General features: G+C 48.4%; 20 protein-coding genes. 13 read left to right on the top strand and 7 right to left on the bottom strand.

Going from position 1 to position 25,328, the window contains the following annotated elements; all coding sequences use genetic code 11:
• The first annotated feature begins 5 nt into the window (after positions 1–5).
• Positions 6–1,718: a HEAT repeat domain-containing protein gene (locus tag HXW94_RS05310; protein WP_178365859.1), complete on the top strand. Its 1,713-nt coding sequence runs from the start codon at positions 6–8 to the stop codon at positions 1,716–1,718.
• Positions 1,719–1,778: 60 nt separating this feature from the next.
• On the opposite strand, the gene HXW94_RS05305 is transcribed toward HXW94_RS05310, so the two are convergent.
• Positions 1,779–4,055, bottom strand: a complete 2,277-nt coding sequence (locus HXW94_RS05305) for a tetratricopeptide repeat protein (protein ID WP_178365858.1) — start codon at positions 4,053–4,055, stop codon at positions 1,779–1,781.
• A 600-nt stretch (positions 4,056–4,655) separates the two neighbouring features.
• On the opposite strand from HXW94_RS05305, the gene HXW94_RS05300 reads away from it, so the two are divergent.
• The 8 genes from HXW94_RS05300 (at position 4,656) to HXW94_RS05265 (ending at position 9,912) form a co-directional block, all read left to right on the top strand.
• On the top strand, positions 4,656–5,006 hold the full coding sequence (locus HXW94_RS05300; RefSeq protein WP_178365857.1) for a zinc ribbon domain-containing protein YjdM: 351 nt from the start codon (positions 4,656–4,658) through the stop codon (positions 5,004–5,006).
• A gap of 102 nt (positions 5,007–5,108) precedes the next feature.
• Positions 5,109–5,420: a 50S ribosomal protein L21 gene (rplU, locus tag HXW94_RS05295; protein WP_178365856.1), complete on the top strand. Its 312-nt coding sequence runs from the start codon at positions 5,109–5,111 to the stop codon at positions 5,418–5,420.
• Between the two features lie 69 nt (positions 5,421–5,489).
• Positions 5,490–5,744 carry a 50S ribosomal protein L27 gene (rpmA, locus tag HXW94_RS05290; protein WP_178365855.1) on the top strand — a complete coding sequence of 85 codons (255 nt, stop codon included), beginning with the start codon at positions 5,490–5,492 and terminating at the stop codon, positions 5,742–5,744.
• Positions 5,741–6,754 (top strand): GTPase ObgE, encoded by a 1,014-nt coding sequence (obgE, locus tag HXW94_RS05285; RefSeq protein ID WP_178365854.1) that lies wholly within the window; start codon positions 5,741–5,743, stop codon positions 6,752–6,754. Before rpmA ends, obgE begins: the two co-directional genes overlap by 4 nt.
• Before the next feature lie 31 nt (positions 6,755–6,785).
• A complete protein-coding gene (nadD, locus tag HXW94_RS05280; protein WP_178365853.1) occupies positions 6,786–7,430 on the top strand; it encodes a nicotinate-nucleotide adenylyltransferase in 645 nt (214 codons plus the stop codon).
• Entirely contained in the window at positions 7,427–7,819 is a 393-nt protein-coding gene (gene rsfS / locus HXW94_RS05275; RefSeq protein ID WP_178365852.1) for a ribosome silencing factor, read from the top strand. Before nadD ends, rsfS begins: the two co-directional genes overlap by 4 nt.
• Positions 7,809–9,386 carry a 2,3-bisphosphoglycerate-independent phosphoglycerate mutase gene (gpmI, locus tag HXW94_RS05270; RefSeq protein WP_178365851.1) on the top strand — a complete coding sequence of 526 codons (1,578 nt, stop codon included), beginning with the start codon at positions 7,809–7,811 and terminating at the stop codon, positions 9,384–9,386. Before rsfS ends, gpmI begins: the two co-directional genes overlap by 11 nt.
• A gap of 13 nt (positions 9,387–9,399) precedes the next feature.
• Complete coding sequence (locus tag HXW94_RS05265) at positions 9,400–9,912, top strand: type I restriction enzyme HsdR N-terminal domain-containing protein (RefSeq protein ID WP_178365850.1); 513 nt, start codon at positions 9,400–9,402, stop codon at positions 9,910–9,912.
• A 169-nt stretch (positions 9,913–10,081) separates the two neighbouring features.
• Here HXW94_RS05265 and HXW94_RS05260 read toward each other — a convergent pair whose 3' ends face one another.
• The 5 genes from HXW94_RS05260 to HXW94_RS05240 form a co-directional block, all read right to left on the bottom strand.
• The gene (locus HXW94_RS05260) at positions 10,082–10,759 is read right to left on the bottom strand and encodes a zinc ribbon domain-containing protein (RefSeq protein WP_178365849.1); all 678 of its coding nucleotides are present in this window, start codon (positions 10,757–10,759) and stop codon (positions 10,082–10,084) included.
• A gap of 202 nt (positions 10,760–10,961) precedes the next feature.
• Positions 10,962–12,971, bottom strand: coding sequence for a pyruvate carboxylase subunit B (locus tag HXW94_RS05255; protein WP_178365848.1), 2,010 nt, complete (start codon positions 12,969–12,971; stop codon positions 10,962–10,964).
• Between the two features lie 34 nt (positions 12,972–13,005).
• A complete protein-coding gene (locus HXW94_RS05250; protein WP_178365847.1) occupies positions 13,006–13,224 on the bottom strand; it encodes a hypothetical protein in 219 nt (72 codons plus the stop codon).
• 75 nt (positions 13,225–13,299) lie between these two features.
• Entirely contained in the window at positions 13,300–14,853 is a 1,554-nt protein-coding gene (locus tag HXW94_RS05245; protein WP_178365846.1) for an acyl-CoA carboxylase subunit beta, read from the bottom strand.
• Between the two features lie 104 nt (positions 14,854–14,957).
• Positions 14,958–15,707, bottom strand: a complete 750-nt coding sequence (locus HXW94_RS05240) for a DUF6125 family protein (protein WP_178365845.1) — start codon at positions 15,705–15,707, stop codon at positions 14,958–14,960.
• Between the two features lie 426 nt (positions 15,708–16,133).
• Between HXW94_RS05240 and HXW94_RS05235 the strand changes: the two genes are divergently transcribed.
• The gene (locus tag HXW94_RS05235; RefSeq protein WP_178365844.1) at positions 16,134–16,436 is read left to right on the top strand and encodes a DUF5320 domain-containing protein; all 303 of its coding nucleotides are present in this window, start codon (positions 16,134–16,136) and stop codon (positions 16,434–16,436) included.
• A gap of 209 nt (positions 16,437–16,645) precedes the next feature.
• Here HXW94_RS05235 and HXW94_RS05230 read toward each other — a convergent pair whose 3' ends face one another.
• Positions 16,646–18,559 carry a tetratricopeptide repeat protein gene (locus HXW94_RS05230; protein WP_178365843.1) on the bottom strand — a complete coding sequence of 638 codons (1,914 nt, stop codon included), beginning with the start codon at positions 18,557–18,559 and terminating at the stop codon, positions 16,646–16,648.
• Between the two features lie 236 nt (positions 18,560–18,795).
• Between HXW94_RS05230 and HXW94_RS05225 the strand changes: the two genes are divergently transcribed.
• From HXW94_RS05225 to HXW94_RS20085, 3 genes are read left to right on the top strand one after another with little or no spacing between them, the layout of a single operon-like run.
• Positions 18,796–21,861, top strand: coding sequence for an anti-phage-associated DUF499 domain-containing protein (locus HXW94_RS05225; protein WP_178365842.1), 3,066 nt, complete (start codon positions 18,796–18,798; stop codon positions 21,859–21,861).
• On the top strand, positions 21,861–22,445 hold the full coding sequence (locus tag HXW94_RS05220; RefSeq protein WP_218576581.1) for an anti-phage-associated DUF3780 domain-containing protein: 585 nt from the start codon (positions 21,861–21,863) through the stop codon (positions 22,443–22,445). Before HXW94_RS05225 ends, HXW94_RS05220 begins: the two co-directional genes overlap by 1 nt.
• Positions 22,445–25,294: an anti-phage-associated DUF1156 domain-containing protein gene (locus HXW94_RS20085; protein ID WP_178365841.1), complete on the top strand. Its 2,850-nt coding sequence runs from the start codon at positions 22,445–22,447 to the stop codon at positions 25,292–25,294. The genes HXW94_RS05220 and HXW94_RS20085 overlap by 1 nt, the downstream gene beginning before the upstream one ends.
• Positions 25,295–25,328: the final 34 nt, after the last annotated feature.

Genomic DNA, 25,328 nt, shown 5'->3' with positions numbered 1-25,328 from the left:
AACAGATGGCCTCATTTATTACAGAATTTAAAAGAATGATCAAAACAGGGGAGATAAATTCAAATACCCTGTCACCGATTTTAAACCTTGATGAAGCGCAGCAGCAGGCTATGATTGAACAGCTTGCCCTGGCGCCGGATACGATTGCCTATGATATTTTATTTTTTCTTATGAATACCATGGGGCCCACCCATCCCCTTCGCCCACGCCTGTATCAACTCACCCTGGACCGGGCACACATTAATTTTAAATTTTCCCTGATCCTGATTAACCACACCAACCCGGAGCGTCCCGGGCCTATCATCCATTTAATCAAGCATATCCTGAGCAAGGAGACCGACACGGATCTGCTCAAGGAGATCTTCCGGGCCGCCGGCCGACTTGGTATGGAATTTTTCGTTGATGATCTGGCGGAATTTGTTTTTTACAATGATCTTGAACTGCGTAAAGAAGCGGTCACCGCCATGGAACGTATCGGCACGAACAAGGCTGTGCAGCGGTTGGAACAGATTGCAAAAACCGACAAATGTGATTTGGATGTCCTGGATGCCCTGGCCTTTTTAAAGGGTAAACGGAAAGCCATATCTATCCATCCGTCCCGGAAAAGCCCTAAACCGTCCAGATCTGGACCATCGCAGCCGATAACGCCTAAACCGGTACCGATCGAATCCGCACCGCCCCACCCGACAACGTCACACCCGGCAACGTCTCATCAGGATCCTTATAAAAATAATGTTCGGCTGCTGGCTTCACCACATATTGAAGACCGGTTCAACGCCTTTGATTATTTTAGTGACAAAAGCCCCGAAGTGGCAGAGGCCCTGCATGACAACCTGAACACCCAGACACCTGATTTGCTGGAGAATCTATTGATACTTATCGGCAGAACCATTCCCCGGGAATCGCTGGGTGACCTTTTGACACTCACCGAAAAAAAAGATCTTAAAAATTCGATCCGCTTTTCTTTGTATACGGCCCTGTCACATTACCCTGGACTTGAATCCACAGCCCCCATTGTAAAAGCAGTCACAGATCCGGCTGTTTTTGTGAGCATGGCCGCCATCAGGGCCCTGGACACACATTGTTCGGATTATGTGGTTGCCGAAATCAGAAAAAAAATTGAATCCGGCACCACGGCAGGTGAAACGCTGACCACGACTATTCTGGATACATGCGCGTCCCGGCTCATAGACGCATTGATGGCCTCGGACACATTTTCATATATCAGTTCAAACTATCTGGAATCGTCTGCGCCGCTCAGGGCCATTGACACCTGGATCAGCATTCTTGAAAACCGCAAACAAACCGCAACCGCCAAAAAATTGGCCCGGATCAGGGAAAGTCGAAGCAGGGCAGACCAACCGGTGGTTGTGGTGATTCATCAATCAGCACCCTATACGGACGTCGTTTCCAAACTCATTCACGGGTGCGGATTCTGCGCCCGAACCTTTTCGGCCCCCCAGGAGGCATTCGAATTCATTGTAAGTGAAAAGCCGGCCGGCATCATAACCGATTTTTTTGTCAGACAGATGCGGATCACAGATCTTGCTGTTGAAATCAGAGAACTTTATCCGGCAGAAGAGGTTCCCCTCATGATAAGTTCCCTGCAGCAGCATCTGGACAAAAGCCATTTGGCATTAATGTTAAAGACTTATGGCATTAACGGATTCTGGGAGTTTCCACCCAAACCCGGCCGCCTCAAAGCCCTGACCGGGTAAAATAGCCAGGTGCAGATTCTTTAAAAAAAACGGCGTCCTCAAACGTAAACCCAGACCGCCTCAAATCTGTTCAAGGATCTTCCTGGCCTCATCCGCCCCTTTAAAATCCTTATCCAGTTCAAGCGCCTTTTTCAGGTATTTCTGAGCATTAATATAATCCCATTGCTTGTTGCAAGCCAGGCCAAGATGGTAGTTAAACATAGGGTTTTCAGGCTCTTTTTCAATGCAGTTGGAGAACTCTTGAATGGCGGAATCATAGAGTTCTTTTTTATAATAAATCCAGCCCAGGGTATCCATGATGGCAGGATTTTCCCCGCCAAGTTCCCTGGCCTTTCTGGCCAGATCCAGGGCCTTGTTCATCTCCTTGTTCCGCTCGGCCAGAAAATAGGCCAGGTTGTTCATGGCTGGAATATGGTCCGGGTTAAGTTCCAGGACTTTCTGGTAGTGCGATTCTGCCAGATCGTCTTCCCCATATTTTTCGTAAAAGGTCGCGAGATAGTAATGGGGGCCGGCCTGGTCCGGCCGCTCGACCAGCAGATCTTGATACATCTCCAGCTCTTTGTCATTATTTTTTTGAGAACGAAAAATTTTGGCCAGGGAAAGATAGGGCTGAATAAATTTGGGATTATTCTCAATGGACAGCTCAAAGGCTTTTTTTGCGGCCTCCGTCTCTCCAAGGGCCATGTAAAGATTTCCCCTGAGTTCTTGGATAATGGAGACCACAATGGGAGAGGCGTTTTCCATGGACGCCAGATGGGCGTCGCACCTGTCAAGGGCGACCTGGTATTCTTTTTTGGCACTGTATAGCCGGATGAGGTTGATAAAGACATCCATGAGGTTCGGGTTGAGGGCCAAAGCCTTGTCATAGACTTCCAGGGCCTTGTCCGGTTTTTTATCCATTATATAAAGATTGCCCAGCCGGAACAGGGCCGCCGGATTTTCAGGGTGGCTCTGGATCAACGCCTCATAAACAGCCCGGGCTTTTTTTAGTTCCTGCCGGGCAGCGTAAATATTTCCCTGAAGTAAAAGGGCGTTATAGTTTTTAGGACTTAAGTTTAATGCCTTGCTGGTTTCAGACTCGGCCAGAAAATAATCGGCCTGTTTGAAATAGATATCTGCCATTGTGATCCTGGCCTTGAGGTGACGAGGGTCCTTTTCCAGGGTTTTGGCAAGATAACCCATGGCCTGGTCTGGTTTTCCGCTTTCCAGCAGGACAGATCCCATTAGAAAATTGTACTGGGCGGATTCAGGCTCCTCTTCTAATAGAGAGAGGAAAATCTGCCCGGCCTGATCCAGTTCTTTCCGCAATATCAGCAGTTTTCCTTTGAGGACCTTGGCCTGGGGAAAGTCGGGGCGTACCGATAATACCTCATCGACGATTTCTTCAGCTTTTTTATACGCCTTGTTATGAAAATAAAAATCCGCATACACAGTTTTTAAACCGGCATCGTCCGGATGGATGGCCAGGGCTTTTTTGATAAAACGTTCTGCCTTGTCAAACTGTTCATTGGCATTGTAGAACCGGGCAATGAGCATATGGGGCAGCGGATTGTCCGGAGCCAGTTCAACAGCCTTTAAAAAGGACGCTTCGGCCAGGCTGTTTTCATTACGCCCGGCATGGAAGGTGGCCAGCATGATCCTGGGTTGAACGTCTTCCGGTTTGCGCCGAACCAAGGCTTCCAGAACAGCCCGGGCTTTGTCATCAAATTTGTGGCCAAGGTAATACATGAATAATGCCTGGTTAACCGTCAGGTCATCCGGGGCCGTTTGAACAGCGCTTTTCAAGATGGATTCAGCCTTGTCGAACTTCCCCTGGGTCTGGTAGATGCGTCCAAGGACCAGCATGGCTTTAATCTGGTTGGCATCCAGCGCAAGAATCCGGTCATAGATGGGTTCCAGGGTATCAAGTCCCTCTTTTTTGCTGCCCAGAATTCCGGCTTTCAGATAAAGCCCCTGGATGTTATCCGGGTCCACAGCAAGGACCTGTTCCACTTTTTTTTCCGCCTCAAGCCATTTTTGGGCCAGAACATAAAACGAGGCCAGCCGGCGTTTGGTTTCAAGATTATCCGGTTCCAGCTGCTCCAGTCGCAAAAATGTGGTAAAGGCTTTCTGGGTGTTTTTCTGCTGCAGATAGGCTTGGGCCAGGAGGTGGTGTGCCTCTGTGGATTCCGGTTCCAGCTTGATTGCATTTTTCAGCTGAATCTCAGCCTTGGCATATTCCTGCTTTTCAAAATACGCTTTTCCTTCCCGGATAAAGGTCTCGGCTTTTTGCTGGTCGGAAGCGCAGCCTCCAAGGACAAGAAAAAGAATCAAAAAAAAGGGCAATAAGCGGCTCATATTTTCCTCCTGAAAGATTTTCCCCTATTATATTAAGGCAATGGATGAATAACCTTCTTATCATTTGAGCCCAAATTTTCCAATATTCTTTTGCGGTGGGGAAAGCTGTATATTTGGATTATCTCAAAAATAGAGAATTGCAGAAAAAAGAGGTTAGGCCTTCAATTATTACTTTTTAATCAAGAAAAATTTACAATTCAAGACCCCAACCTCATCTGAAAACGAAAGGTGGCCCAAAATTCAGACATCAAAATCAACTCCGGCATCCTTCATTTCCCGCTTTGCACTTTCCAGATGCCGACCCCCATTTTTCGGGAACCTCCATTCAAAAAGTGTAAAGTACTTTTGGGATCATATGAAGGATGCCAATTTTTCTCACGTTTTTTTTAAAACAAAGCCTATACAACTCTTGAGAAAAGTTATCATTAAATGTATCTTCAATCATTGTCGGCACCTTTTTAGTATTTTATCAACATTATCGTTTATTGATTAAATACCATTAAGGGCTGCCAATTCAAGCACCAAAGGCCATGGAAACAATAATATCTACATGACCCTAAAATAAAAATTCAATGAATACTAATTACCAGGAATTTTGCTATGTCAGTTGAAGAAAATGTATGCCCCAAATGTAATTCACCTTATGCCTATCCAGATGGCATGTTGTGGATATGCCCTGAATGTACTCATGAATGGACCCCGGATCAGGCGCCGGATACCCCCTCGGCAGATGTATCACGATTCCTTGATGTCAATGGCAATCCGTTGCAGGATGGCGATACGGTGACCACCGTCAAAGATCTTAAGGCAGGAAAGGATACAATGAAATTGGGCACCAAAGTTAAAAATATCAAACTCCTCAATGACCCGGTAAATGGCCATGATATTTCCTGTAAGATCCCAGGATTTGGTGCCATGTATCTTAAATGCTCTGTTGTTAAAAAGGCGTAGCAAAAGATATAAAATTATTGACAATACAGGCAAATAGTTATAGCATGCAGAGTTTTTTTAAGTACCCGATATATGATGTCAGATTTGTAAGGAGATAAACCCATGTATGCAGTGATCAGAACCGGGGGCAAACAATACAAGATCCATGAAGATCAGGTTTTAAAAGTTGAAAAGCTTGAGGGTAGCGAAGGATCGGAAATTGAATTTAATGATGTCCTTTTATATTCCGATGGTGAGACCGTAACGTTAGGCGCGCCCCAAGTCGAGAATGCAAGTGTCAAAGCGTTTATCGTGGAACAGGGCCGGAGCAAAAAACAGCTTGTATTCAAATACAAACGGCGCAAAGGCTACCGGAAAATGAGAGGCCACAGACAGCACTACACTGAAATCAAAATCAATTCCATTTCAGCTTAATTGATTGTCCTTATCGTTTATTCTGAAGGTATGTTAAATTTGTAACGTGTGAATGAAAGAGAGTGAGACATGTCACATAAAAAAGCAGCAGGCAGTTCAAAAAACGGTCGTGATTCAAACGCCCAGCGGCGGGGCGTGAAAAAATTCGGCGGAGAACAGGTCACCGCCGGGAATATCATTATCAGACAGTGCGGCACCAAAATTCATCCCGGCAACAATGTCGGTATGGGCAAAGACTTTACCATTTTTGCCAAGATGGACGGTGTCGTGACCTTTGAAAGAAAAGGTCGTGACAGAAAAAAAGTCAGTGTTTATGACGCGTGAAATTTGTTGATGAGGCCATTGTTACGATCAGGTCCGGAAGCGGCGGTGCAGGATGCGTCAGTTTCCGGCGTGAGCGTTTTATTGAAAAAGGCGGGCCTGACGGCGGAGACGGCGGCGATGGGGGGGATGTCATCCTGCGGGTGGATCCTTCAAAACGGACCCTGTATGAATATCGCCGTCGGAAACGCTTAAGTGCAAAGAACGGATCTCCCGGCCTCGGTCGGCAGAAGCATGGCAAAAACGGCAGCCATTGTTATCTATCACTTCCACCGGGTACCATTGTCTTTGATGTCCAGACCTCACAGGTTCTTGCAGACCTCACCGATCCCGACAAAGAAATAATCATAGCCCAGGGCGGCAAAGGCGGACGAGGCAACAAACGCTTTGCCACATCCACCAACAGGGTGCCCAGATTTGCCCAGCCCGGAATCCCGGGCGTTGAGATGAAGCTTCGCCTGGAACTCAAGCTCATGGCGGATGTGGGGCTTGTGGGGTTGCCCAATGCAGGCAAGTCCACTCTGATTTCGGCCATGTCTGCGGCCCGCCCTAAAATTGCAGACTATCCCTTTACCACACTGACCCCTACCATCGGCATGGTGGCCGCGCCCTTTGGCGAACCTTTTGCCGTGGCCGACATTCCCGGACTGATCGAAGGTGCCCATGAGGGGGTGGGACTTGGGATAAAATTTCTTAAACATATTGAACGTACCGGCATTCTGGTGCATCTTATTGATTGCGGCGGCATTGATCCGGAAAATCCGTTGGCACAGTTTCAGCTTATAAACAATGAACTGTCAATGCACAGCGATACCCTGGCAAACAAAACCCAGGTTGTGGTACTCAACAAAATTGATCTTACGGGCACAACAAACCGGGTTGAAGCCTTTAAAAACGCGTTGCCTGATCAGACTGTTTTTACCATTTCCGCAGCCACGGGCAAAGGCGTGAAGCCTCTGATCAACCACCTGGCGCAATTGCTTCACGCGGCAGCCCCTGAAGACAAGGAATAGTGCCGGGCAACGTTTAACGGACACAGCCAAAATGAATGCAGGACTTTTCGGCGGCACATTCAATCCGATTCACAACGGTCATTTAGGCATTATTCAATATGTTAAGGCATACTACGCCCTTGACACAATCATCCTTTACCCGTCAGCCCTGCCCCCCCACAAACCGAACCTGAACCTGGCCTCCGCCCGGGACCGGCTTACCATGGTAAAACGCGCCGTAAAAAATATAGATGGATTTCAGGTATCCGACATTGAACTGCAGCGCAAAGGTCCGTCATTTACCATTGATACCATATCCCAATTCAAAACCATCTTAGGCAGCCACACCCGGTTTCATTTGCTTTTAGGCTCTGATGCGTTTTTTGATACGCCCTCTTGGAAACAGGCCCATCATATTTTTGGGGCCCTGCCCGTGATCGTGATGCAGCGCGGTGAAAAAAACGGTATGGCACCTTTTGCATCCTTTATTGACGAACACGTTTCAAAAGGCTACAAGCTTATGAACGATAATATTTTTGTCCATGACCGGCTTTTTCCCATCCGCATCTGCAATGTTCCAAGGATTGATATTTCATCGACACAGATACGGAACCGAATCAAATCCGGCAAATCCATCTCAGGACTTGTACCTGAAGATGTCGAGACTTTTATCAGAACAAAGGATTTATATAAATGATCGCCCTTGAAGCGGAATATACCCCCTATCTTGCTCCCATATTTGACCGCAAACCCAAAAACGTGGCCGCACTGATGGTCAGTGAACTCACCTCCTACACAGACATGATCGTTATTGTTGAGGCCGGATCAAACAGGCAGGTAACCTCCCTTTCCGAACATATTATAAAATCTCTTAAAGATGCAAAAATACAGGCAACAGGGACAGAAGGCGTTAAGGAAGGCCAGTGGGCGCTTCTGGATTTCGGACACCTGATCATCCATGTTTTTGAATCGGAAGCCAAGGCGTTTTACGATCTTGAAGGGCTGTGGAGTGATGCCGAACCGGTTGATCTGAGTGAATTTAATACGCAGACAGTAACAAATATGGAGGATGACGATGGGTTCTGAACAACAACCGGTCAATATTTTGATGATACTTGACGGATGGGGCATCAACGCATCAAAAAAGGGTAATGCCGTGGCTGCGGCCGATACACCGTTTCTGGACACACTTCTAGCCGACTTCCCCAGTACCACCCTTAAATGTCATGGTGAGGCCGTGGGTCTTCCCGACAGTACCATGGGCAACTCCGAAGTGGGACATATGAACATCGGGGCCGGCAGGATCGTGGCCCAGGATTTTGTCCGGATCAACACGGCGATCCGGGATAATAGTTTCTCTTCTACCCCGGCGCTGGTTGCAGTCATGGACAAGGTGAAACAGGCCGGCAAAAGTCTTCATCTCTTGGGACTGCTTTCCGATGGCGGGGTCCATTCCCACATCAATCACCTGTTTGCTTTAATAAAAACGGCAAAGGATCAGGGTATTGAAAAAGTTTATATTCACCCCATCATGGACGGCCGGGACACCTCTCCCACATCAGGCATTAATTTTCTAAAACAGCTTGACGAAAAAATCCAGGATCTTGGCACAGGCAAGGTGGCGACCATGACCGGGCGCTTCTGGGCCATGGACCGAGACACCCGCTGGGAACGGGTACAAAAAGCCTATGAACTGTATACCCAGGGCAAAGGCGTTGATGCTTCGGATCAAACCCCTGCCCAGGCCATCCAGGCCGCCTATGACAGGGAAGAAACCGATGAATTCATTAAACCGATATGCTTTTGCCCGGGCAATGAAGGAACCGTTGAACAAGGAGACGGCCTCATTTTTTTCAACTTCCGGGCCGACCGAGCCAAGGAGATTACCCGGGCCTTCACGGAAAAAAATTTTGACGGATTTAAACGCACCGTAAATCCAACACTTTCCGATTTTGTGTGCATGACCCAGTATGACGAGCACTTTGATCTGCCTGTTGCCTTTGCTCCCCAACACCTGGACAAAATTTTCGGGCAGATCCTAAGCGAAAATAAAATTTCACAGCTTCGCATTGCAGAGACTGAAAAGTACGCCCATGTCACCTATTTTTTCAACGGTGGTGATGAGGCCGTTTTTGCCGGGGAAGAGCGCATACTGATCCCCTCACCCCGGGACGTGGACACCTATGACCAAAAACCTGAAATGAGTGCAGACAAAGTGGCGGACAAAACCTGCGAGCAGATTCATTCAGGCAAGTTTCAATTTGTGGTGCTTAATTTTGCCAACATGGACATGGTAGGTCATACCGGTATATTTGATGCGGCGGTAAAGGCATGCGAAACCGTGGATCGCTGTGTAAAAAAGGTGGTGGAAGCCATCTGGGAAACCGGCGGCACCGCTTTTATCACGGCAGACCACGGCAACTCCGAACAGATGCTGGCCCCTGACGGATCCCCCCATACGGCCCATACCTTAAATCCGGTGAGGTTTATTGTTGCCGCCCAACCACCTCCTGCCATAACGCTTCAGGAGGGCAAGCTTGGAGATATAGCACCGACCATACTTAATGTTCTCGGCATAGCGCAGCCATTGGAAATGACAGGCCAATGTCTGATCCTTAATAAGTCAACAAAGCATACTAATTTCTTAATTTAACAGTGTATACATTATGATACTTGATCAAGTTACCGACTATATTACCGGCAAAGAGATAGATAATGTCGGCGCTGAAGCCAGCCGCCAGATTTTTGAAAAATTCCTGGTGGAGACCAAAGGATACGCCAAATCAGATATTCTTGTGGATGTCCCGTTAACCGTGCAGTTCAAGGGTGAAGACTATCCATCCGTGATTGATCTGATTGTAAGTGTGGAAGACCGCCCCTTTATGGCCATCACCTGTGTGGCAGGATCTATCGGATCCTATGAAAGGGAAATTCTGGCCGGTGCCAGACTGGTCTATGACCATATTGTTCCCTTTGCCGTATCTACGGATGCCAGGGACGCCATTATCAAAGATGCCTGCACAGGAGACACCATCGGACAGGGACTTGATGTCGTCCCGGATCATTCCCAGGCCAAAGAGCAGCTGAAAAAAATTGAAGCCACGCTTCTTGATCCCGGTAAAAGAAGCGGTGAAATGATTATCTACAGATCTTTCAACCTGGAAAAGGTCAATAAATAACCATGGGCCTTATCCCGTCAAGCAGGGTTTGAATTTCAGGAATAGTGAAATTCAAACCCTCCAGGTTAACGGCGTCACACACAAATTCAGGCATCATTCGTTTTGTATGCATCAATGCCCGTTTTTTATCGGGGTCATTCCCCAATGACGCGCCGGCATCGCTATCTTATTATGCCTTTGGCACATCCTTGCCGCAATGTTTACATACTGTGGCCCGTTTTTTAATAATCTCGGCACAGAAGGGACATTCCCGGGTAAAGTGGCGTTCATGAAGCTGTTCAATGGCTTTATTCACCCCTTCCTGTAATACCGGGGTGGGAAACTTATGGTTTATCAGGTATTCCACGGCCGTGGCATCACCTAATTCGCCAACCATTTCTGCCGCTTTCAACCTTGCCTTGGGCGGAATCTTGGCATCCAGGCAAATTTTTAAAATCTCATCCCAATCTTTAGAAATATAATAATCCGTCAGAATGGAAAACGTCTGTTTCATCAACTCTTTTTTGGCCTGTTCCGCAGCAAGGGCCGCATCATCCATAACAGTGCCGGTGCCGCCGATGGGGCTGAACACAGGCATGTATTCAAAATGGTCGGCACCTGGTTCGCAAAAGCACCGGTAGGAGGCGAGTGTTTCCATGGATTCTTCAAGATGCTCCCATCCCTTTTTATAAGACGGGCAGTCATCATTAAAACATACAAACAGATAGGGCGTTTGCCAACCCAAACCGTCGGAAAAATTGATGGGCGGAATCTCCCACAGGGTCATGGGCTGATCGCAATGGGGACAATGGGGCTTGTCCATCTTTAAATATTTTTCAAGCAGTTCTTCTTTGGTCTCAAATGCCATTGTTTTCTCCTTATTTTAGTAGTACCGGATCACAACCGGCAATACCCACCATAATAAGCACAGAGGGATGGTTGTCAAACCATCCCTCTGTATAAGAAACTGGAGACAAGAAACAAGAAACAAGAGGGCGAAGCGCCTGCGGCGCCCATTTTAGGCATGTCTTGGCGGCTCAGCCGCCTTCATTTTTATGAAAATAGTTGCGTTACGCTATGGTTGCCAGCACATCATCCTTAGCCACGGAATCCCCTGGTTTGAAATTAATGGCGGTAATCGTTCCGTCGGCTGTTGCCGGAAGAAGGTTTTCCATCTTCATGGCCTCGATCACCACGACGGTATCACCGATATTCACCGAATCCCCCACATTTTTTTCATACTTGACAATCACACCGGGCATGGGTGCCGCAACGGGGGTGCCGGAACCTGCAGCCGCATCAGGTTTGGGTGCAGGTGCAGGCGCAGCCGGTTTGGGTGGTGCCGCCGCCGGGGCTGCCGGGGGAACTGCAGGGGCGGATGGTGCCACAGGGGCTGCGGCAGGCGTTACCGCAGCCGGCGACGCATAGGAGATCACAGGAGACCCACCCACTTCATCGACACCAACCTCAAAACATTCACCGTCCACAAAAACATTAAAGGTCCTGGCAAATTCGCTTTTTTCAGGAAGATCCGCAGCGGGTTCAATGAGTTTGCCGGCTTTGGCCTTTTTAATCATATCATCCCGTTTTTTAACATCTTCCAGGGTAATAGGTTTGACAGTATCAGGCACCTGTTCCTTTCCGTATTTCTGCATCAGGTATTTTTTGCCGGTTACAGGGAACAGGGCAAAAAGAATAAGATCCTCCTCATCTACGGCCAGATCGCCGATCTCTTGCCTGGCTTTTTCAAGCTCCGGTGTCAAAACCTCAGCCGGACGGCAGGTAATGGGGTCTTCACCTCTCTCATAGCCTTTAAGCGCTTTTTTCTGCACCTCGGCATCAATGGGTATTGCCGTTTTACCGTACAGACCGTAACACAGCTCCTTGACCTGGGCCGTCATCATTTTGTAGCGCTCATCTTCCGTATCAAACAGCACATTGTTTACTGTCTGGGTACCCACAATCCGGCTGGTGGGCGTCACAAGCGGAATCTGTCCCAGTTCTTTTCTGACCCGGGGCAGTTCTTTGTACACATCATTAATTTTGTCCAGGGCATCCATTTCCCGAAGCTGTTTCTCCAGATTGGCACGCATAAAGTCCGGTGTCTGGTGCAGGAGTACATCAATATCAATCAAGGAGACCTTGCTGTCATCCAGCAGGTGTTTATACTTGGGGATCACATCTTTTTCCAGGGTTTCATTGATCCGGGTAAGGGCCTTGATGTCAAATCCCGTATCCCGGTTGGTGCCCATGAGGCTCATCACAAAAGGTTCAAGTGCGGCATGGGATGTTCTGTATGCATAGGGCGTCATGCAGGTATCAATGATGTCAACCCCTGCTTCCACAGCCTTGAGATGGGTCATGGGGGACATGCCTGACGTAAAATGGGAGTGCAGGTGTATGGGCGGGGTGACTTCCGCCTTCAGCGCTTTTACCAGCTCAAACGCATCATAGGGCGCCATCAATCCGGCTACATCCTTGACGCAGATGGAATCAGCCCCCATATCCTCAAGTTCTTTGGCCTTTTTCACATAATATTCCAGGTTATAGAGCTTTCCGCCCAGGCGGGGCTCTGTCAGGGTGTAACAGATGCAGCCCTGGAAATGCGCACCACACCGTTTCATTACAGGTACCACGGTTTCAAAATTTCTGTAATCATTGAGCGCATCAAAGGTTCTGAAAATATCCAGCCCGTTTTCCACGGTTTTTTTAACAAAAAGTTCGGCCAGATCATCGGCATAGTTACGGTACCCCACAAGTTTCTGGCCGCGCATCAGCATGGAAATGGGGGTTTTTTTGAAATACCGTTTCAGGGTGCGAAGCCGCTGCCAGGGATCTTCGTTGAGATACCGGTGCATCGTTTGAAAAGAGGCCCCGCCCCAGACTTCAACAGCCCAGAACCCGATTTCATCCATCTGTTCGGCGACAGGGATCATATCTTCGGTGCGACCCCGGGTGGCAAACAATGACTGATGGCCGTCCCGCAGGGAGAGATCCTGAATTTTCAGGGGATTTTTTGCCTTTGCGCGCACGCCGGAGTAATCCATCTCAACCATTTTAACTTCATTGTGATCGGTCATAATATCCTACATAAATTATATTTTATTAATTTTGTTATTTCAGCATTCTTTGCCGTATCATTGCATTGGCATTCATAATCGCCTGCCGGCCGGAAAGGCCCCAAACATTCATCTGTCCCATCCGGGCGGAAACCGAAGCGTTGGCGGCAGCATCCGCTGCCTGGTTTTGCATTGCAACAACAGCTGCCTCTTCTTCCGTTTTGACATACATATGAACAGCAGCCATGGCCGCCGTCAATTTTTTGTTTGTCATGTAAAAAAGGCTCCTTGGATTTTTAAACTTTTTTTATATAAAAACATCACAAAGTAATAAACCACCCGATGGCTGTTACACAGGGATATTTCCGTGTTTCTTGGCCGGCCGGAATTCCCGTTTAGTCACCACGGCCTCAAGGGCATCTATAAGCCGTGGCCGGGTTTCACTCGGCACAATGACCGCATCCACATACCCCCGAGCTGCGGCACAATAGGGATTGGAGAACTGGGTATTGTACGCGTCTATTTTTTGCTTGCGCGTGGCTGCCGGGTCTTCGGCATTTTTAATCTCCCGTGCATGGATAACGTTTGCCGCACCTTCAGCGCCCATGACGGCAACCTCGGCCATGGGCCAGGCAAAGGCCATATCCGCACCAAGATGCTTGGAGCACATGGCAATATATGATCCCCCGTAATCCTTTCTTGTAATCAGCAGAAGCTTGGGCACCGTGGCCTCAGCGTAGCACCATAACAGTTTTGCCCCGTGCCGGATGACCCCGCCCCACTCCTGGTGGGAACCCGGCAGATACCCAGGGACATCGGCAATGGTGAGCATGGGAATGTTAAATGCATCACAGAACCGGATAAACCGGGTGGCCTTGTCGGAGGCATCAATATCCAGGCAACCGGCCATAACCATGGGCTGATTGGCAATAATGCCGATAGGGCGACCATTGAGCCGGGCAAAACAGATCACAATGTTTTTGGCAAAATACTGGTGGGGTTCAAAAAAGTAGCCGTCGTCCACAATGGCGGCAATGACCTGTTTGACATCATAAGCCTGGTTGGATTTATCCGGAATAATGGTGTCAAGAACCGGGGCCATGCGATGCGGGGAATCGTCCGTGGGTTTGATCGGGGGATCTTCCATATTGTTGGACGGCAGAAAGGATAAAAGCTGTTTGATCTGTTCAATGCAGTCCTCATCAGACTCACAGGCAAACTGCGCCACCCCGGACTTTTCGTTATGGGTCATGGCACCGCCAAGGGCCTCAGAGGAAATTTCCTCGCCGGTGACCGCCTTGATGACATTGGGGCCGGTGATGAACATATATGCGGACTTCTTGACCATAAAGATAAAATCGGTCATGGCCGGAGAATACACCGCCCCGCCTGCCGTGGGCCCCATGATGGCCGAAATCTGCGGAATCACACCCGAAGCCGCGGAATTACGAAAAAAAATTTCGCCGTAACCCGACAACGCGTCAATGCCCTCCTGTATCCGGGCTCCGCCGGAATCATTCATGCCGATAACCGGCGCGCCGGCTTTAATCCCTAAGTCCATGACCTTACAGATCTTCTTAGCCTGCATTTCTCCTAAAGATCCGGCCGAGGCCGTAAAGTCCTGGGCATAGGCAAAGACCAGGCGACCCTCTACCTTTCCATGGCCGGTTATTACACCATCTGCGGGAATTTCCTTGGTTTCCATGCCGAAATTGGTACACCGGTGGGTCACGAACATGTCCAGTTCCCGGAAGGTACCGGCGTCAAACAGCAGGTTAAGGCGCTGTCTGGCATTCAGAACGCCCTTTTCACGCCGTTTACCCAGGGCTTTCTCACCGCCCATGGCCTTAATTTTTTTCTCTTTCAGCCTTAATTCCTGAATTTTGTCGGAAGTGACACCCATAATTCACATTTCTTTTTAAAATTATATAGTTGTAGAATGGATTTATTTAACTATTTTTTTTCTAAAATTTAAAGTAGTCTAAAAACCAGACCAGGATTAAAACGTCACTGTGCCAGGGTAAACCGCCATGCGCAGAACCAGGTTTCAGGATGGGGATCAGGCGGGCACCCGATACATTCGGTTTCTATTCTGTCATCAACGCCTTCGGCAAAACGGGCATACTCAACAAGGCCGCCGGACTTGCAGGGATAATCATCCAGCCCTTTGCGCATTCTTGCCCGTTGAACCCTGCAGTCGTTCATCTGAAAAACAAAACCGTCCGCAGTTTCTTCCACAATGCTCTGCTTGTTGATGAATGCGTACATCCTGAAATTCAACGCTTTTTTAAGCCCCTCAAGTCCCGGATGTTTTCCCAGGCCCAGAATATTTTTTATGCGGTGGGCTTCAAAGGGGGAAAACCGGGCCCAGCAGGAGTCATTGCACCGTTTTGCATCGTTCATACCGTGCGCAAACTCCACCGCCTGAAACCAGACCCCGTCATTTGCCAGCCAGGATTTACCCACGGCGGCCATCAATTTCTCGGTTGTGGCATCATCCAGTGACATCAACGCTTTAGGCATGCCCTGGTCCAGTTCAAATCCCAGGGTACGGGACAGATGTTTCATGAGAATGGCAATTGACGATTGTGTGGCCGTATCCAGAGCGGTAAGCGCCTTTTCCATACCCATCTGGTGCTGGACCTCATTAAACCAGAGGCCGTAATGGACAACAATACGGGTAAACATGTCGATCAGCTGTGTTTTCTGCATATCAGGGGTAAGATCCTGGACTTGGAACGGAGTGGAATCTTGCATGAATCGGCCTCCTTGTTTTACGGTTTTACACAAATTACTCAAACTCTTTCCCGGTGTCAAGATGCTTTGTTTTCAAAACACGGGAACCGCATGCCATATTTTTTAATGTATATGCTTGCTTTTTTTATCATGAAGAACAAGAAGTTCAGGAAGATATCAGGGACTTAAACGTTGTGTTCACCCTGACGTTCATGGTGAATGAACGGATATTGCGTTCAGGTGATTTACATTATTTTTACATATACTCTCAAGTTCAAAATAATGGTCATTTGACCATTATTTTTCTTGACACCACAACAGAGCAATCCTATATTATGATCAAATGACCAAAACGAGTGGCATCAGCCGTGGAAAATACGGCAGATACCGTAACAGGCAGGGTGAATAAATAACCCTGACAAAATAGATATGAAAGGAGAAAATATCATGCCGGGATTTAATCAGAGAGGACCACAAGGATTAGGACCCATGACCGGAAGAGGAATGGGGCTTTGCGGAAACCGCAACATGACCGGGGCCGGATACGGTGCTGGGTATGGGGCAGGTTATGGCGGCCGGGGATTTGGCCGGGGATGTGGCGGCGGCGGTCGTGGAATGGGGCGTTGGTTTGGCCCCGTTGGTGCGCCTGGGGCAGCAGATGAAACCACGCTTCAGGAGAGGGCCAGAATACTGGAAGATGAGCTTAATGCCGTTAAGGCTCAGTTGAAGAACATGTCTGAAGACAAGTAATCCTCAATTCAGGTCCGAGAAAACAGGCAACCCGCTTGAACTCGGACCATCCATAAACGTAATCAGCCGCCGGGTGACAAATCCGGCGGCTGATTGCTTAAGGATAATAAGGAGGTTATACAGCCGGTTTTTAAATTCAAAAATCGGCGTTAAAGACAACCTACCATAAAATCATTATTTGTCAATAAAAAAGTTTCATAAACATAACTTTATTTAATTTTAGCCAAAACACGGGAGGCCCATTTGGTATCCCCCATACGGCTTGAAAGGCTGGTACCTAACTGGGACAATGCATCATTACCCAAGGCATTGAGTTCTGCTTCTTCATATACGGCAGCCGCATTTTCGGCATCTTGGGCGTCAACCAGAAAGGTTTCAGCCAAAAAGAGCTGGTCGCTGAATTCGGTCAGTTTTTGGCGCCCCAGGCTCAGCAGTTCTGAAAGGATGGCCTTGTCCGAAGTCTGCTGTTTAACCAACGCCACCAGACCGGCATAATCCTGTTTAGTGGCGCAAAGACCTTCGGCGGATTTATACAATGCCAATGCACGGTCTTTGTCACCAAGCAGGTTCAGGGTAACACTGCCGGCAAAGGTAAAGTCATAAACGGTCTTGGCTTTACCGGCTGCAGCACCCACAAGTTTTTGCGCCCACGCTTTGTCATTAAACTTCTCAATAACCGCAGCGGCAAGCTTCATAAGATCACCGTTACTTTTCGCCTTGTTCTCCAGCGCTTCATAGATTGATTTGACCCAGGCACTGTCCCCGAGGGTGTCCTGGATGGCATTGGTCAAGGTGTTGTAATCGCCAAAGCTTTTGCATTTGTCCAGAAGTGCCGTATAGATCTCTTTGATCCATTCCGCATCATTGAGATCAGCATGGATGACAGCAGCCAGTTTAATGAAATCGCTAAAATAAATGGTGATATTTTCGGATTTTTTATACAATTTGGCGGCATAAAAATTATCACCGGTTTCTTGGAATACTTTACCGGCCAAAATGCGCATGGGGGCGCAAGTGGTGATTTCATTTTCTTTCAGGGCAAAATTATCGTACAGTTTTCCGAATTCTTCACGCTTGGCTTTCTGAAACGCAATGGCGTCGGTCCAGGCTTTGTCGTCCTTGGCCACATCAAGAATGGCGTCTGCGGTTTTAAGGAAATCGGCATTATTTTTTACGGCAGCCTGGGCCTGTTTCAATACGGGCAGGGCAGCAGCGGTATCACCCAAATCTTTGGCCATGGCCAGGGCCAGGGAAACCAGCTGAGCGCAGTCAGGATTGGTGGCAGCCGCTTTCTGGTAAACGCCTGAGGCAAATGCTTGGTCACCGGTATTCTCGAAACTTGCCTTGGCCAGTTTCAGATATTCCTCAAACTTTGAATACTGGGCTTCGGCTTTTTTATACACAGACAAGGTGAACTCATTGTCATCCAGCTGTTCTTTGACGATTTCGGCAAACTTAAGCAGCTCATCCCCTTTTTCCAGAGACCCAACGGCTTTTTCATAAATGGCCCGGGCAAAATCCTTATCACCCAGATCTTTTATGGCGCCTGCAGCAAGGGCACTGAATCCGTCAGCCGTGGTGGCGGCCGCCATGCCTTTTTCGTAAATCTCCCTGGCTTTGTCCTGGTCCTTGGTGCTGTCCAGGATGGTTTTGGCAAAGGAAACAAAATCATCGGGTTTGGTACACTTTTCAAAGGCCTTGTCCATGACCTGCTTGGCCATGTCCGGATCGGTTTTGGCCAGCTCATTGCTCAACGTAAGAAAATCGTTGAGCTTGGTGCATTTGCCCATGGCAGCCTCATTCATCTCCTTGGCCATATCATCCAGGCCAAGCTTGCCGGCAGCAGCGCCAAGGCCGATGAAATCCGCAGCGCTCATGCACAGCATTTTGGCGTTGGAAAGAAAATTGCCCACCACCTCATCGTCACCGATAATCTCTTTGGCCGCCTCGGCATACACCACGGCCTCATCATAGGTCTGGGCCCATTCAGCACCCTCTTCCATCAGCTCAACCGCCCAATCCTTGTCATCCAGGCCCGCGACGATCTCCTTGGCCACACCAATATACTCTTCCGGTGCATCACAGCTTTCCGCTTTTTCTTCCAGTTCTTCTTTGAGTCCCATAATCTCTCCTTATTTGGTTTTGTTTAATGATTTACGGGTATTATTCGTCAATTAATTATGTTTAACGGGAAACGCCCGTCAGCACGCAATCATTTCATGGGTAACCAGCAATATATAAACTTCCACGACTCTAATAACATACTGATATAAAAACAGACAATGGGGATTTTGAATAAAGTTGATTTTTTTACTATAATGAAGGCATATTAAATTTATATTCCTAAACGGAGCCGTCAATGAAAACCATTCAAAATGCTTGTGAACTACATCCCAAAGCCCTGGATATCAATGTCGGGGATCAAATTGAAAAGCTGGACGAGGTCATCAGCGCGACCGAAGGGAAAGGGTATTTTAAGAAGACATTTATTACCGATGGAATGAAAACATTGCTGACAAAGGGGATGGCACGGCTTGCCGGAAAATCCACAGATGCCGTATTTCATCTCAAACAGGCCATGGGTGGTGGTAAAACCCATTTGATGGTGGGTTTCGGGCTTCTGGCAAAGGATGCAGAACTTCGGCAGGTCCTGATCGGAAGCATGCCATACCAGGGAGATTTTACAGCTGCTAAAATCGCTGCATTCAACGGACGAAACAACCCGGGGAATTATTTCTGGGGGGAATTGGCCCGCCAACTTGACCGGGAGTCTCTGTTTAAAGAATACTGGGAGTCAGGCGCCAAAGCCCCGGATGAGCAGGCATGGCTCTCCTTGTTTGAAGGGGATGAGCCCATTCTGATCCTGATGGATGAGATGCCGCCCTATTTTCATTATTATGCCACCCAGAGCTTGGGCCATGGCACGGTGGCGGATGTGGCCACCCGGGCGTTTTCCAACATGCTGACCGCGGCCCAGAAAAAGAAAAACATCTCCATTGTGGTCTCTGACCTTGAGGCGGCCTATGATACCGGGGGAAAATTGATTCAGCGGGCCCTCAATGACGCCTCCCAGGAGCTGGGCCGGGCCGAGGTAAGCATCACCCCGGTTAACCTTGAATCCAATGAAATTTATGAAATTCTGCGGAAAAGGTTGTTCCGGAAACTGCCGGATAAAAATGAAATCAGCGAAATTGCCGCAGCATACGGGTCCAAATTGGCAGAAGCCGCCAAAGCCAAAACCGTGGAGAGAAGTGCCGAAGCCCTGGCGGAAGAGGTTGAGGCCACCTACCCCTTCCACCCCGGCTTTAAAAGTATTGTGGCCCTGTTCAAGGAGAATGAAAAATTCAAACAGACCCGGGGGCTTATGGAACTGGTTTCCCGTCTGCTGAAATCCGTATGGGAAAGCAAAGAGGATGTCTACCTCATAGGTGCCCAGCATTTTGATCTTTCCATTCAGGATGTCCGTGAAAAACTGGCTGAAATTTCCGCCATGCGGGATGTCATTGCAAAAGATCTATGGAATTCCACGGACAGTGCCCATGCACAGGTGATTGACTTCAATACAGGGAATAACTACGCCAAACAGGCCGGCACCCTGTTACTTACAGCCAGTCTTTCAACGGCTGTGAACTCCGTAAAGGGACTGTCTGAAAGTGAGATGCTCGAATGTCTCATTGATCCCCTTCGCCAGGCCGGGATTTACCGGGCTGCTTTTGAGGAACTCCAGAAAAACGCCTGGTATCTCCATCAGACCCAGGAAGGCAGGCATTACTTCGACCACCAGGAAAACTTGACCAAAAAACTTCAGGGGTATGCGGACAAGGCCCCCCAGCCCAAGGTGGATGATTTGATCCGGCACCGCCTCAATGAAATGTATAAACCCACCACCAAAGAAGCCTATGAAAAGGTCCTGCCCCTGCCGGAAATGGATGAGGCCTCAGCGGCCCTGAAAACCGGACGAGCGTTGCTCATCATCAGTCCGGACGGGAAAACGCCTCCCGGCGTGGTGACTAAATTTTTTCAAAATCTGGTTAACAAAAACAATGTATTAATTCTCACCGGGGACAAGTCCTCCATTGCCGACATCGATAAGGCGGCCCGCCATGTCTATGCGTCTGCAAAGGCGGATAACGAAATCCAGCCATCCCACCCCCAGCGCAAGGAGCTGGATGAAAAAAAGGCCCATTACGAACAGGATTTTCAAGCCACCATCCTTGCCGTATTTGACAAATTGCTTTTTCCCCACAACATGAGAGGGGAAGACATACTCAGGCACAAGGCGCTGGACCTGACCTATCCGGCCGGGGAACCCTACAGCGGGGAACGGCAGATCATCAAGACCCTGACGGCAGACCCCATTAAACTTTATACCCAGGTCTCTGAAAATTTCGATGCCCTCAAGGCAAGGGCTGAAACCCTGCTTTTCGGCACCCGGGATGAGGTCCGGAAAACTGATCTGCTGGACAAAATGAAGCAGAACACCCGCATGCCCTGGATGCCTGTCAAAGGCTTTGACCAGCTTGCCCTTGAGGCATTCCAGCGGGGGATCTGGGAAGACCTGGGGAACGGCTATTACACCAAATCGCCCAAGCCGAAAACCACCGAAGTCATCATAACCGAAGACAGTGACCCGGATGATCAGGGTAAAATCCGCCTGAAAGTGGATACTGTTAATGCCGGCAACACCCCTAAGATTTACTATGCCGAAGACGGAGAAGTCAGCGAGTCAAGCCCTCAGCTCAAGGATAATCATCTTGTTACCCAGGCCCTGCGGGTCCAATTTCTGGCCGTTGATCCCACGGGTAAAAATCAAACCGGGGCCCCCATGTCATGGCATAACCGGCTGATCATTCGAAACAAATTCAATAAGACCACCCGTACCCTGGAATTGTTTGTGGCCCCCAAAGGGAATATCAAATACACCCTGGACGGCTCAGAACCCCGGAACGGTAACGATTATTCAGATCCGATCCAGCTTGTGAATGAAGAGGCACGCGTTTATGTCTTTGCCGAATGTGACGGCATGGACGTCAAGCGAACCTTTACCTTTGCCGGAGTGGATGACAAAGATATTCCCATTAAACCAGACGCTCCGGCAGTGCTTTATGCACCGGCCCCCAAACGCCTGGACAACGCTTCCAAAACCTATAAAAGCCTTCAACTGGCCAAAGAAAAAGAGGTTCAATTTGAAATGGTAACGCTCCAGGTGGGATCAGCGCCGAAAATTGCCCACCTGTCCATGGGAGAGATGAAACTTAGTGCGGAATTCATCGAAAAAGAATTGATCCATCTCCAGTCCCTGGTCTCTCCGGAGGCACCCGTGGTATTTTCTTTTAAAAAGGCTCATTTCTCAACAGGCTTTGACCTGGAACAGTTTACAAAAGCGCTTGGGATTGAAATTCAACAGGGAGAAGTTGACCAATAATGGCGGAAATAGACTTCGGCGCACCGGATCAATTCGGCATGCACCATTTTTATGTGGCGGTGCCCCCCGGCGCAAGGGATGCTATCCGGATATTTGAAGATTACGGGTTTGACGGTGATGAGACCCTTCAGGAGACGACAATCTGCCGTGTGACCCTGGCCCGGGAGTTATGGACCCAAATCCGGGATGATGCCAGACGGGATTTCAACACCCGGCTGAAATCCAAAAAGCGAAGTACCGGCGCCTGGAAAGTGGGAAATGTGCAACTGGATCGTTTTCTGGGCCGTGAACTCTGTGTTCTGGCCTGGGCCGCCGAATTGGCCTCCCCGGATCAATGCGCTGTGATCTGTCAAAAGTGGCTGGCCCTGAGACCCGAAGAACGGTGGTGGCTGTACAGCAAAACCGCCTCTGAAGCCGGTCTGGAAGACCAGGCAGGCAGGGGTTGGCGAAAAGCCCTTTACTGTGCCCTGTCCGACGGCACGAATGTCAGGGTGGCCCCGAAAAAGAAACCCAGGCGAAAAAAAAAATCTGCGGAAACGTTTGAACCCTCTTTATTTGATTTTACGGAAAACGGAGATATATAATGGCATTGCGCCCTTTTGAGTGGAAAGATAAACCGGCTTTGATTGAACACTTGTTTCCGGTGCAGAAGATTTCGGCTGAGAGTTTTAGAGAGCAGATGGCAGGGGCCGGAAAAACCCTGACTGCACTCGGCAGTTATTGGAAAGGCCGTAAGCCTTTGATTTTGAATAAAGCCTGTATTTTGGGGGCGCTTCTTCCTGTTACGGACGATTTGCTTACTGACCTTAAAATTTTTGAATTGCTCATGGGAATGGATACAGAGTCTATGCAGGCTCGTTTGGAAGCTAAGTTACCCGCCTCAAGAAGGGATCAGGTAGGAGAGTTATTGGTCCTTCCTTTTAATGAGCAGGTAAAAAAGGCGAAACGGGCAGAGGAGATGGATGATTCGCTTTTTGTCCATATATGGAGGCGAGTTAATAAACATTTTGGCACTTCAGCAAATTCTTTTCCTGAATTGATTGAAGAAATGGGAATTGCCCGATTCGGACATAGGCCCAAAATGGCCGATGTGTTTTGTGGTAGTGGCCAGATTCCATTTGAAGCAGCACGTTTAGGATGTGATGTTTATGCTTCAGATCTCAATCCAATCGCTTGTATGCTGACCTGGGGAGCTTTTAATATTGTTGGTGCGAATCAAGAAAAAAGCAAAAAGATAAAAGCTGTACAAAACGAGCTGACCAAACAGATACAAAAACAAATTGAAGCACTTGGGATTGAAAAAGATGGAAAAGGTTGGCGTGCCAAGGCATTTCTGTACTGTGTAGAAGTAATTTGCCCTGAAACTGGATGGAAAGTGCCTTTGATTCCGAATTTGATTATCAGCAAACCACGTTCTGGAATAAAAAATAACGTTGTGGCTAAACTTGTACCTGTCTCAGATAAAAAAAAATATGATATCCAAATCTTGGAATGGGTAGATACAGAAGAACTTTATTTGTATCAAAACGGTACGGTACAAAATGGTGAATTGGTTCACTCACCAGACGGTATTACAAGTTATCGAACAAAAATTTCTTCCATACGTGGAGACTACAAAGAAGGTAAAAAAAATAAAAATCGATTGAGAAAGTGGGGGAAATCAGATTTTATTCCCCATCCGGATGATATTTTTCAAGAACGCCTTTATTGTGTCCAATGGATTCGCACGAGAGCAACGGGACGTGGGGATGAATACCAGTTTCGTTCAGTCTCAAAAGGGGACCTGGTCAGAGAAAAAGAGGTAATAGATTTTGTTAGTTCTCACCTTTCGGAATGGCAAGAGAAAGGTGTTATTCCAGATATGATTATTGAAGCAGGCGCTAAAACTGATGAACCTATACGCACCCGAGGCTGGACCCATTGGCACCACCTTTTTAACCCACGACAATTATTAATTGCAGGTTTAGTAAATATGCATTCAGGTGAAATTGGTAAATTTTGCCTATCGTCAATATTGAATTGGAATGCCCGTCTTTCTATTTGGGGAAATTTAGATGGGGGAGGCGGATCTGTTAAAAATGTTTTTTTAAACCAGGCTCTTAATACATCATATAATTATGGCACCAGAACAGTAAAAACTATAGGTAGTTTAATTCGCTTTAGAGTTGTTGAGTCTCTTATACAATGTAAGATTGCAAAAGTAAGCGCTCACCCAGCTCAAGAGATTGAAGTAGAAAATGATATCTACATCACAGACCCCCCATACGGGGACGCTGTAAAATATGAAGAGATTTCAGAGTTTTTCATTGCCTGGCTAAGAAAAAATCCCCCAAAAGAATTCTCCCATTGGACCTGGGACAGCAGACGATCTTTGGCCATCAAAGGAGAAGACGAAGGCTTTCGCCGTGGTATGGTCGCCGCCTACCGCAAAACAGCAGAGATGATGCCGGACAACGGTATCCAGGTCCTCATGTTCACCCACCAAAGCGGTGCGATCTGGGCTGACATGGCCAATATCATCTGGGCGGCCGGTCTCCAGGTCACTGCGGCCTGGTATGTGGTCACGGAAACAGACTCGGCCCTGAGACAGGGCGCCAATGTCAAGGGCACGGTCATCCTTATTCTGCGTAAACGGCGCAAAAATCTGGATACCTTCCGGGACGATCTGGGATGGGAAATAGAGGAAGCGGTCAAGGAACAGGTGGAATCCCTGGTGGGACTGGACAAGTCCGTCCGGGCCACCGGCGCCGAAGGCCTGTACACAGATGCCGACCTCCAAATGGCGGGTTATGCGGCCGCACTAAAGGTGTTGACAGCGTATTCCGTCATCGACGGAAAAGACATGGTGACCGAGGCGGAAGCCCCACGGGTGCCCGGTAAAAAAACCTTTGTGGATGACCTTATTGAATTTGCCGTTCAGACGGCGGTCCAGTTTCTCGTACCTACCGGTTTTGAAAAGAACGAATGGCAGAATCTTCAACCCGTGGAGCGGTTCTACCTGAAAATGGCAGAGGTGGAATTCCAGGGCGGCAAAACCCTGGACAATTACCAGAACTTTGCCAAGGCATTTAAGGTGGCCCATTTTGATCAGGTCATGAGTGACGCCTCCAGGGCCAATTCGGCTCGCCTGAAACTCTCTTCGGAGTTCCGCAGCGCCTTGATGTCCGGGGATGCTGAAATTGCCGGAACCCCTTTACGGGCACTGCTATTCGGGCTCCATGAAATCACAAAAGATACGGATATTGAAGATGTCCTGCTCCACCTCATGGACTTTTGCCCCAATTACCTGGCCAACAAATCCCTAGTGGCCAAAATGGCGGACTATCTGGCTGAAAAACGTCAGGGGCTGAAACAGACAAAAACGTTTCGCCCGGATAAAGAGGCAGAGGCTGCCAGAATCCTGGCCGAAGCCATCCGGAACCAAAGATTATGATGGCCTGTATGGTTTTCAACCACCACAGCCTTCG

Source organism: Desulfobacter latus (assembly GCF_013389365.1).
GTDB classification, from domain to species: Bacteria; Desulfobacterota; Desulfobacteria; order Desulfobacterales; family Desulfobacteraceae; genus Desulfobacter; species Desulfobacter latus.
Note: the sequence above shows the minus strand (reverse complement) of the source record. Positions and strands in the feature narration are given on the sequence as shown.

What these genes read in the sequence shown, in the direction of transcription:
- HXW94_RS05310 (WP_178365859.1), top strand. Translation starts at nt 6, where the DNA reads ATGGCCTCATTTATTACAGAATTTAAAAGAATGATCAAAACAGGGGAG.
- HXW94_RS05305 (WP_178365858.1), bottom strand. Translation starts at nt 4,055, where the DNA reads ATGAGCCGCTTATTGCCCTTTTTTTTGATTCTTTTTCTTGTCCTTGGA.
- HXW94_RS05300 (WP_178365857.1), top strand. Translation starts at nt 4,656, where the DNA reads ATGTCAGTTGAAGAAAATGTATGCCCCAAATGTAATTCACCTTATGCC.
- rplU (WP_178365856.1), top strand. Translation starts at nt 5,109, where the DNA reads ATGTATGCAGTGATCAGAACCGGGGGCAAACAATACAAGATCCATGAA.
- rpmA (WP_178365855.1), top strand. Translation starts at nt 5,490, where the DNA reads ATGTCACATAAAAAAGCAGCAGGCAGTTCAAAAAACGGTCGTGATTCA.
- nadD (WP_178365853.1), top strand. Translation starts at nt 6,786, where the DNA reads ATGAATGCAGGACTTTTCGGCGGCACATTCAATCCGATTCACAACGGT.
- rsfS (WP_178365852.1), top strand. Translation starts at nt 7,427, where the DNA reads ATGATCGCCCTTGAAGCGGAATATACCCCCTATCTTGCTCCCATATTT.
- gpmI (WP_178365851.1), top strand. Translation starts at nt 7,809, where the DNA reads ATGGGTTCTGAACAACAACCGGTCAATATTTTGATGATACTTGACGGA.
- HXW94_RS05265 (WP_178365850.1), top strand. Translation starts at nt 9,400, where the DNA reads ATGATACTTGATCAAGTTACCGACTATATTACCGGCAAAGAGATAGAT.
- HXW94_RS05260 (WP_178365849.1), bottom strand. Translation starts at nt 10,759, where the DNA reads ATGGCATTTGAGACCAAAGAAGAACTGCTTGAAAAATATTTAAAGATG.
- HXW94_RS05255 (WP_178365848.1), bottom strand. Translation starts at nt 12,971, where the DNA reads ATGACCGATCACAATGAAGTTAAAATGGTTGAGATGGATTACTCCGGC.
- HXW94_RS05250 (WP_178365847.1), bottom strand. Translation starts at nt 13,224, where the DNA reads ATGACAAACAAAAAATTGACGGCGGCCATGGCTGCTGTTCATATGTAT.
- HXW94_RS05245 (WP_178365846.1), bottom strand. Translation starts at nt 14,853, where the DNA reads ATGGGTGTCACTTCCGACAAAATTCAGGAATTAAGGCTGAAAGAGAAA.
- HXW94_RS05240 (WP_178365845.1), bottom strand. Translation starts at nt 15,707, where the DNA reads ATGCAAGATTCCACTCCGTTCCAAGTCCAGGATCTTACCCCTGATATG.
- HXW94_RS05235 (WP_178365844.1), top strand. Translation starts at nt 16,134, where the DNA reads ATGCCGGGATTTAATCAGAGAGGACCACAAGGATTAGGACCCATGACC.
- HXW94_RS05230 (WP_178365843.1), bottom strand. Translation starts at nt 18,559, where the DNA reads ATGGGACTCAAAGAAGAACTGGAAGAAAAAGCGGAAAGCTGTGATGCA.
- HXW94_RS05225 (WP_178365842.1), top strand. Translation starts at nt 18,796, where the DNA reads ATGAAAACCATTCAAAATGCTTGTGAACTACATCCCAAAGCCCTGGAT.
- HXW94_RS05220 (WP_218576581.1), top strand. Translation starts at nt 21,861, where the DNA reads ATGGCGGAAATAGACTTCGGCGCACCGGATCAATTCGGCATGCACCAT.
- HXW94_RS20085 (WP_178365841.1), top strand. Translation starts at nt 22,445, where the DNA reads ATGGCATTGCGCCCTTTTGAGTGGAAAGATAAACCGGCTTTGATTGAA.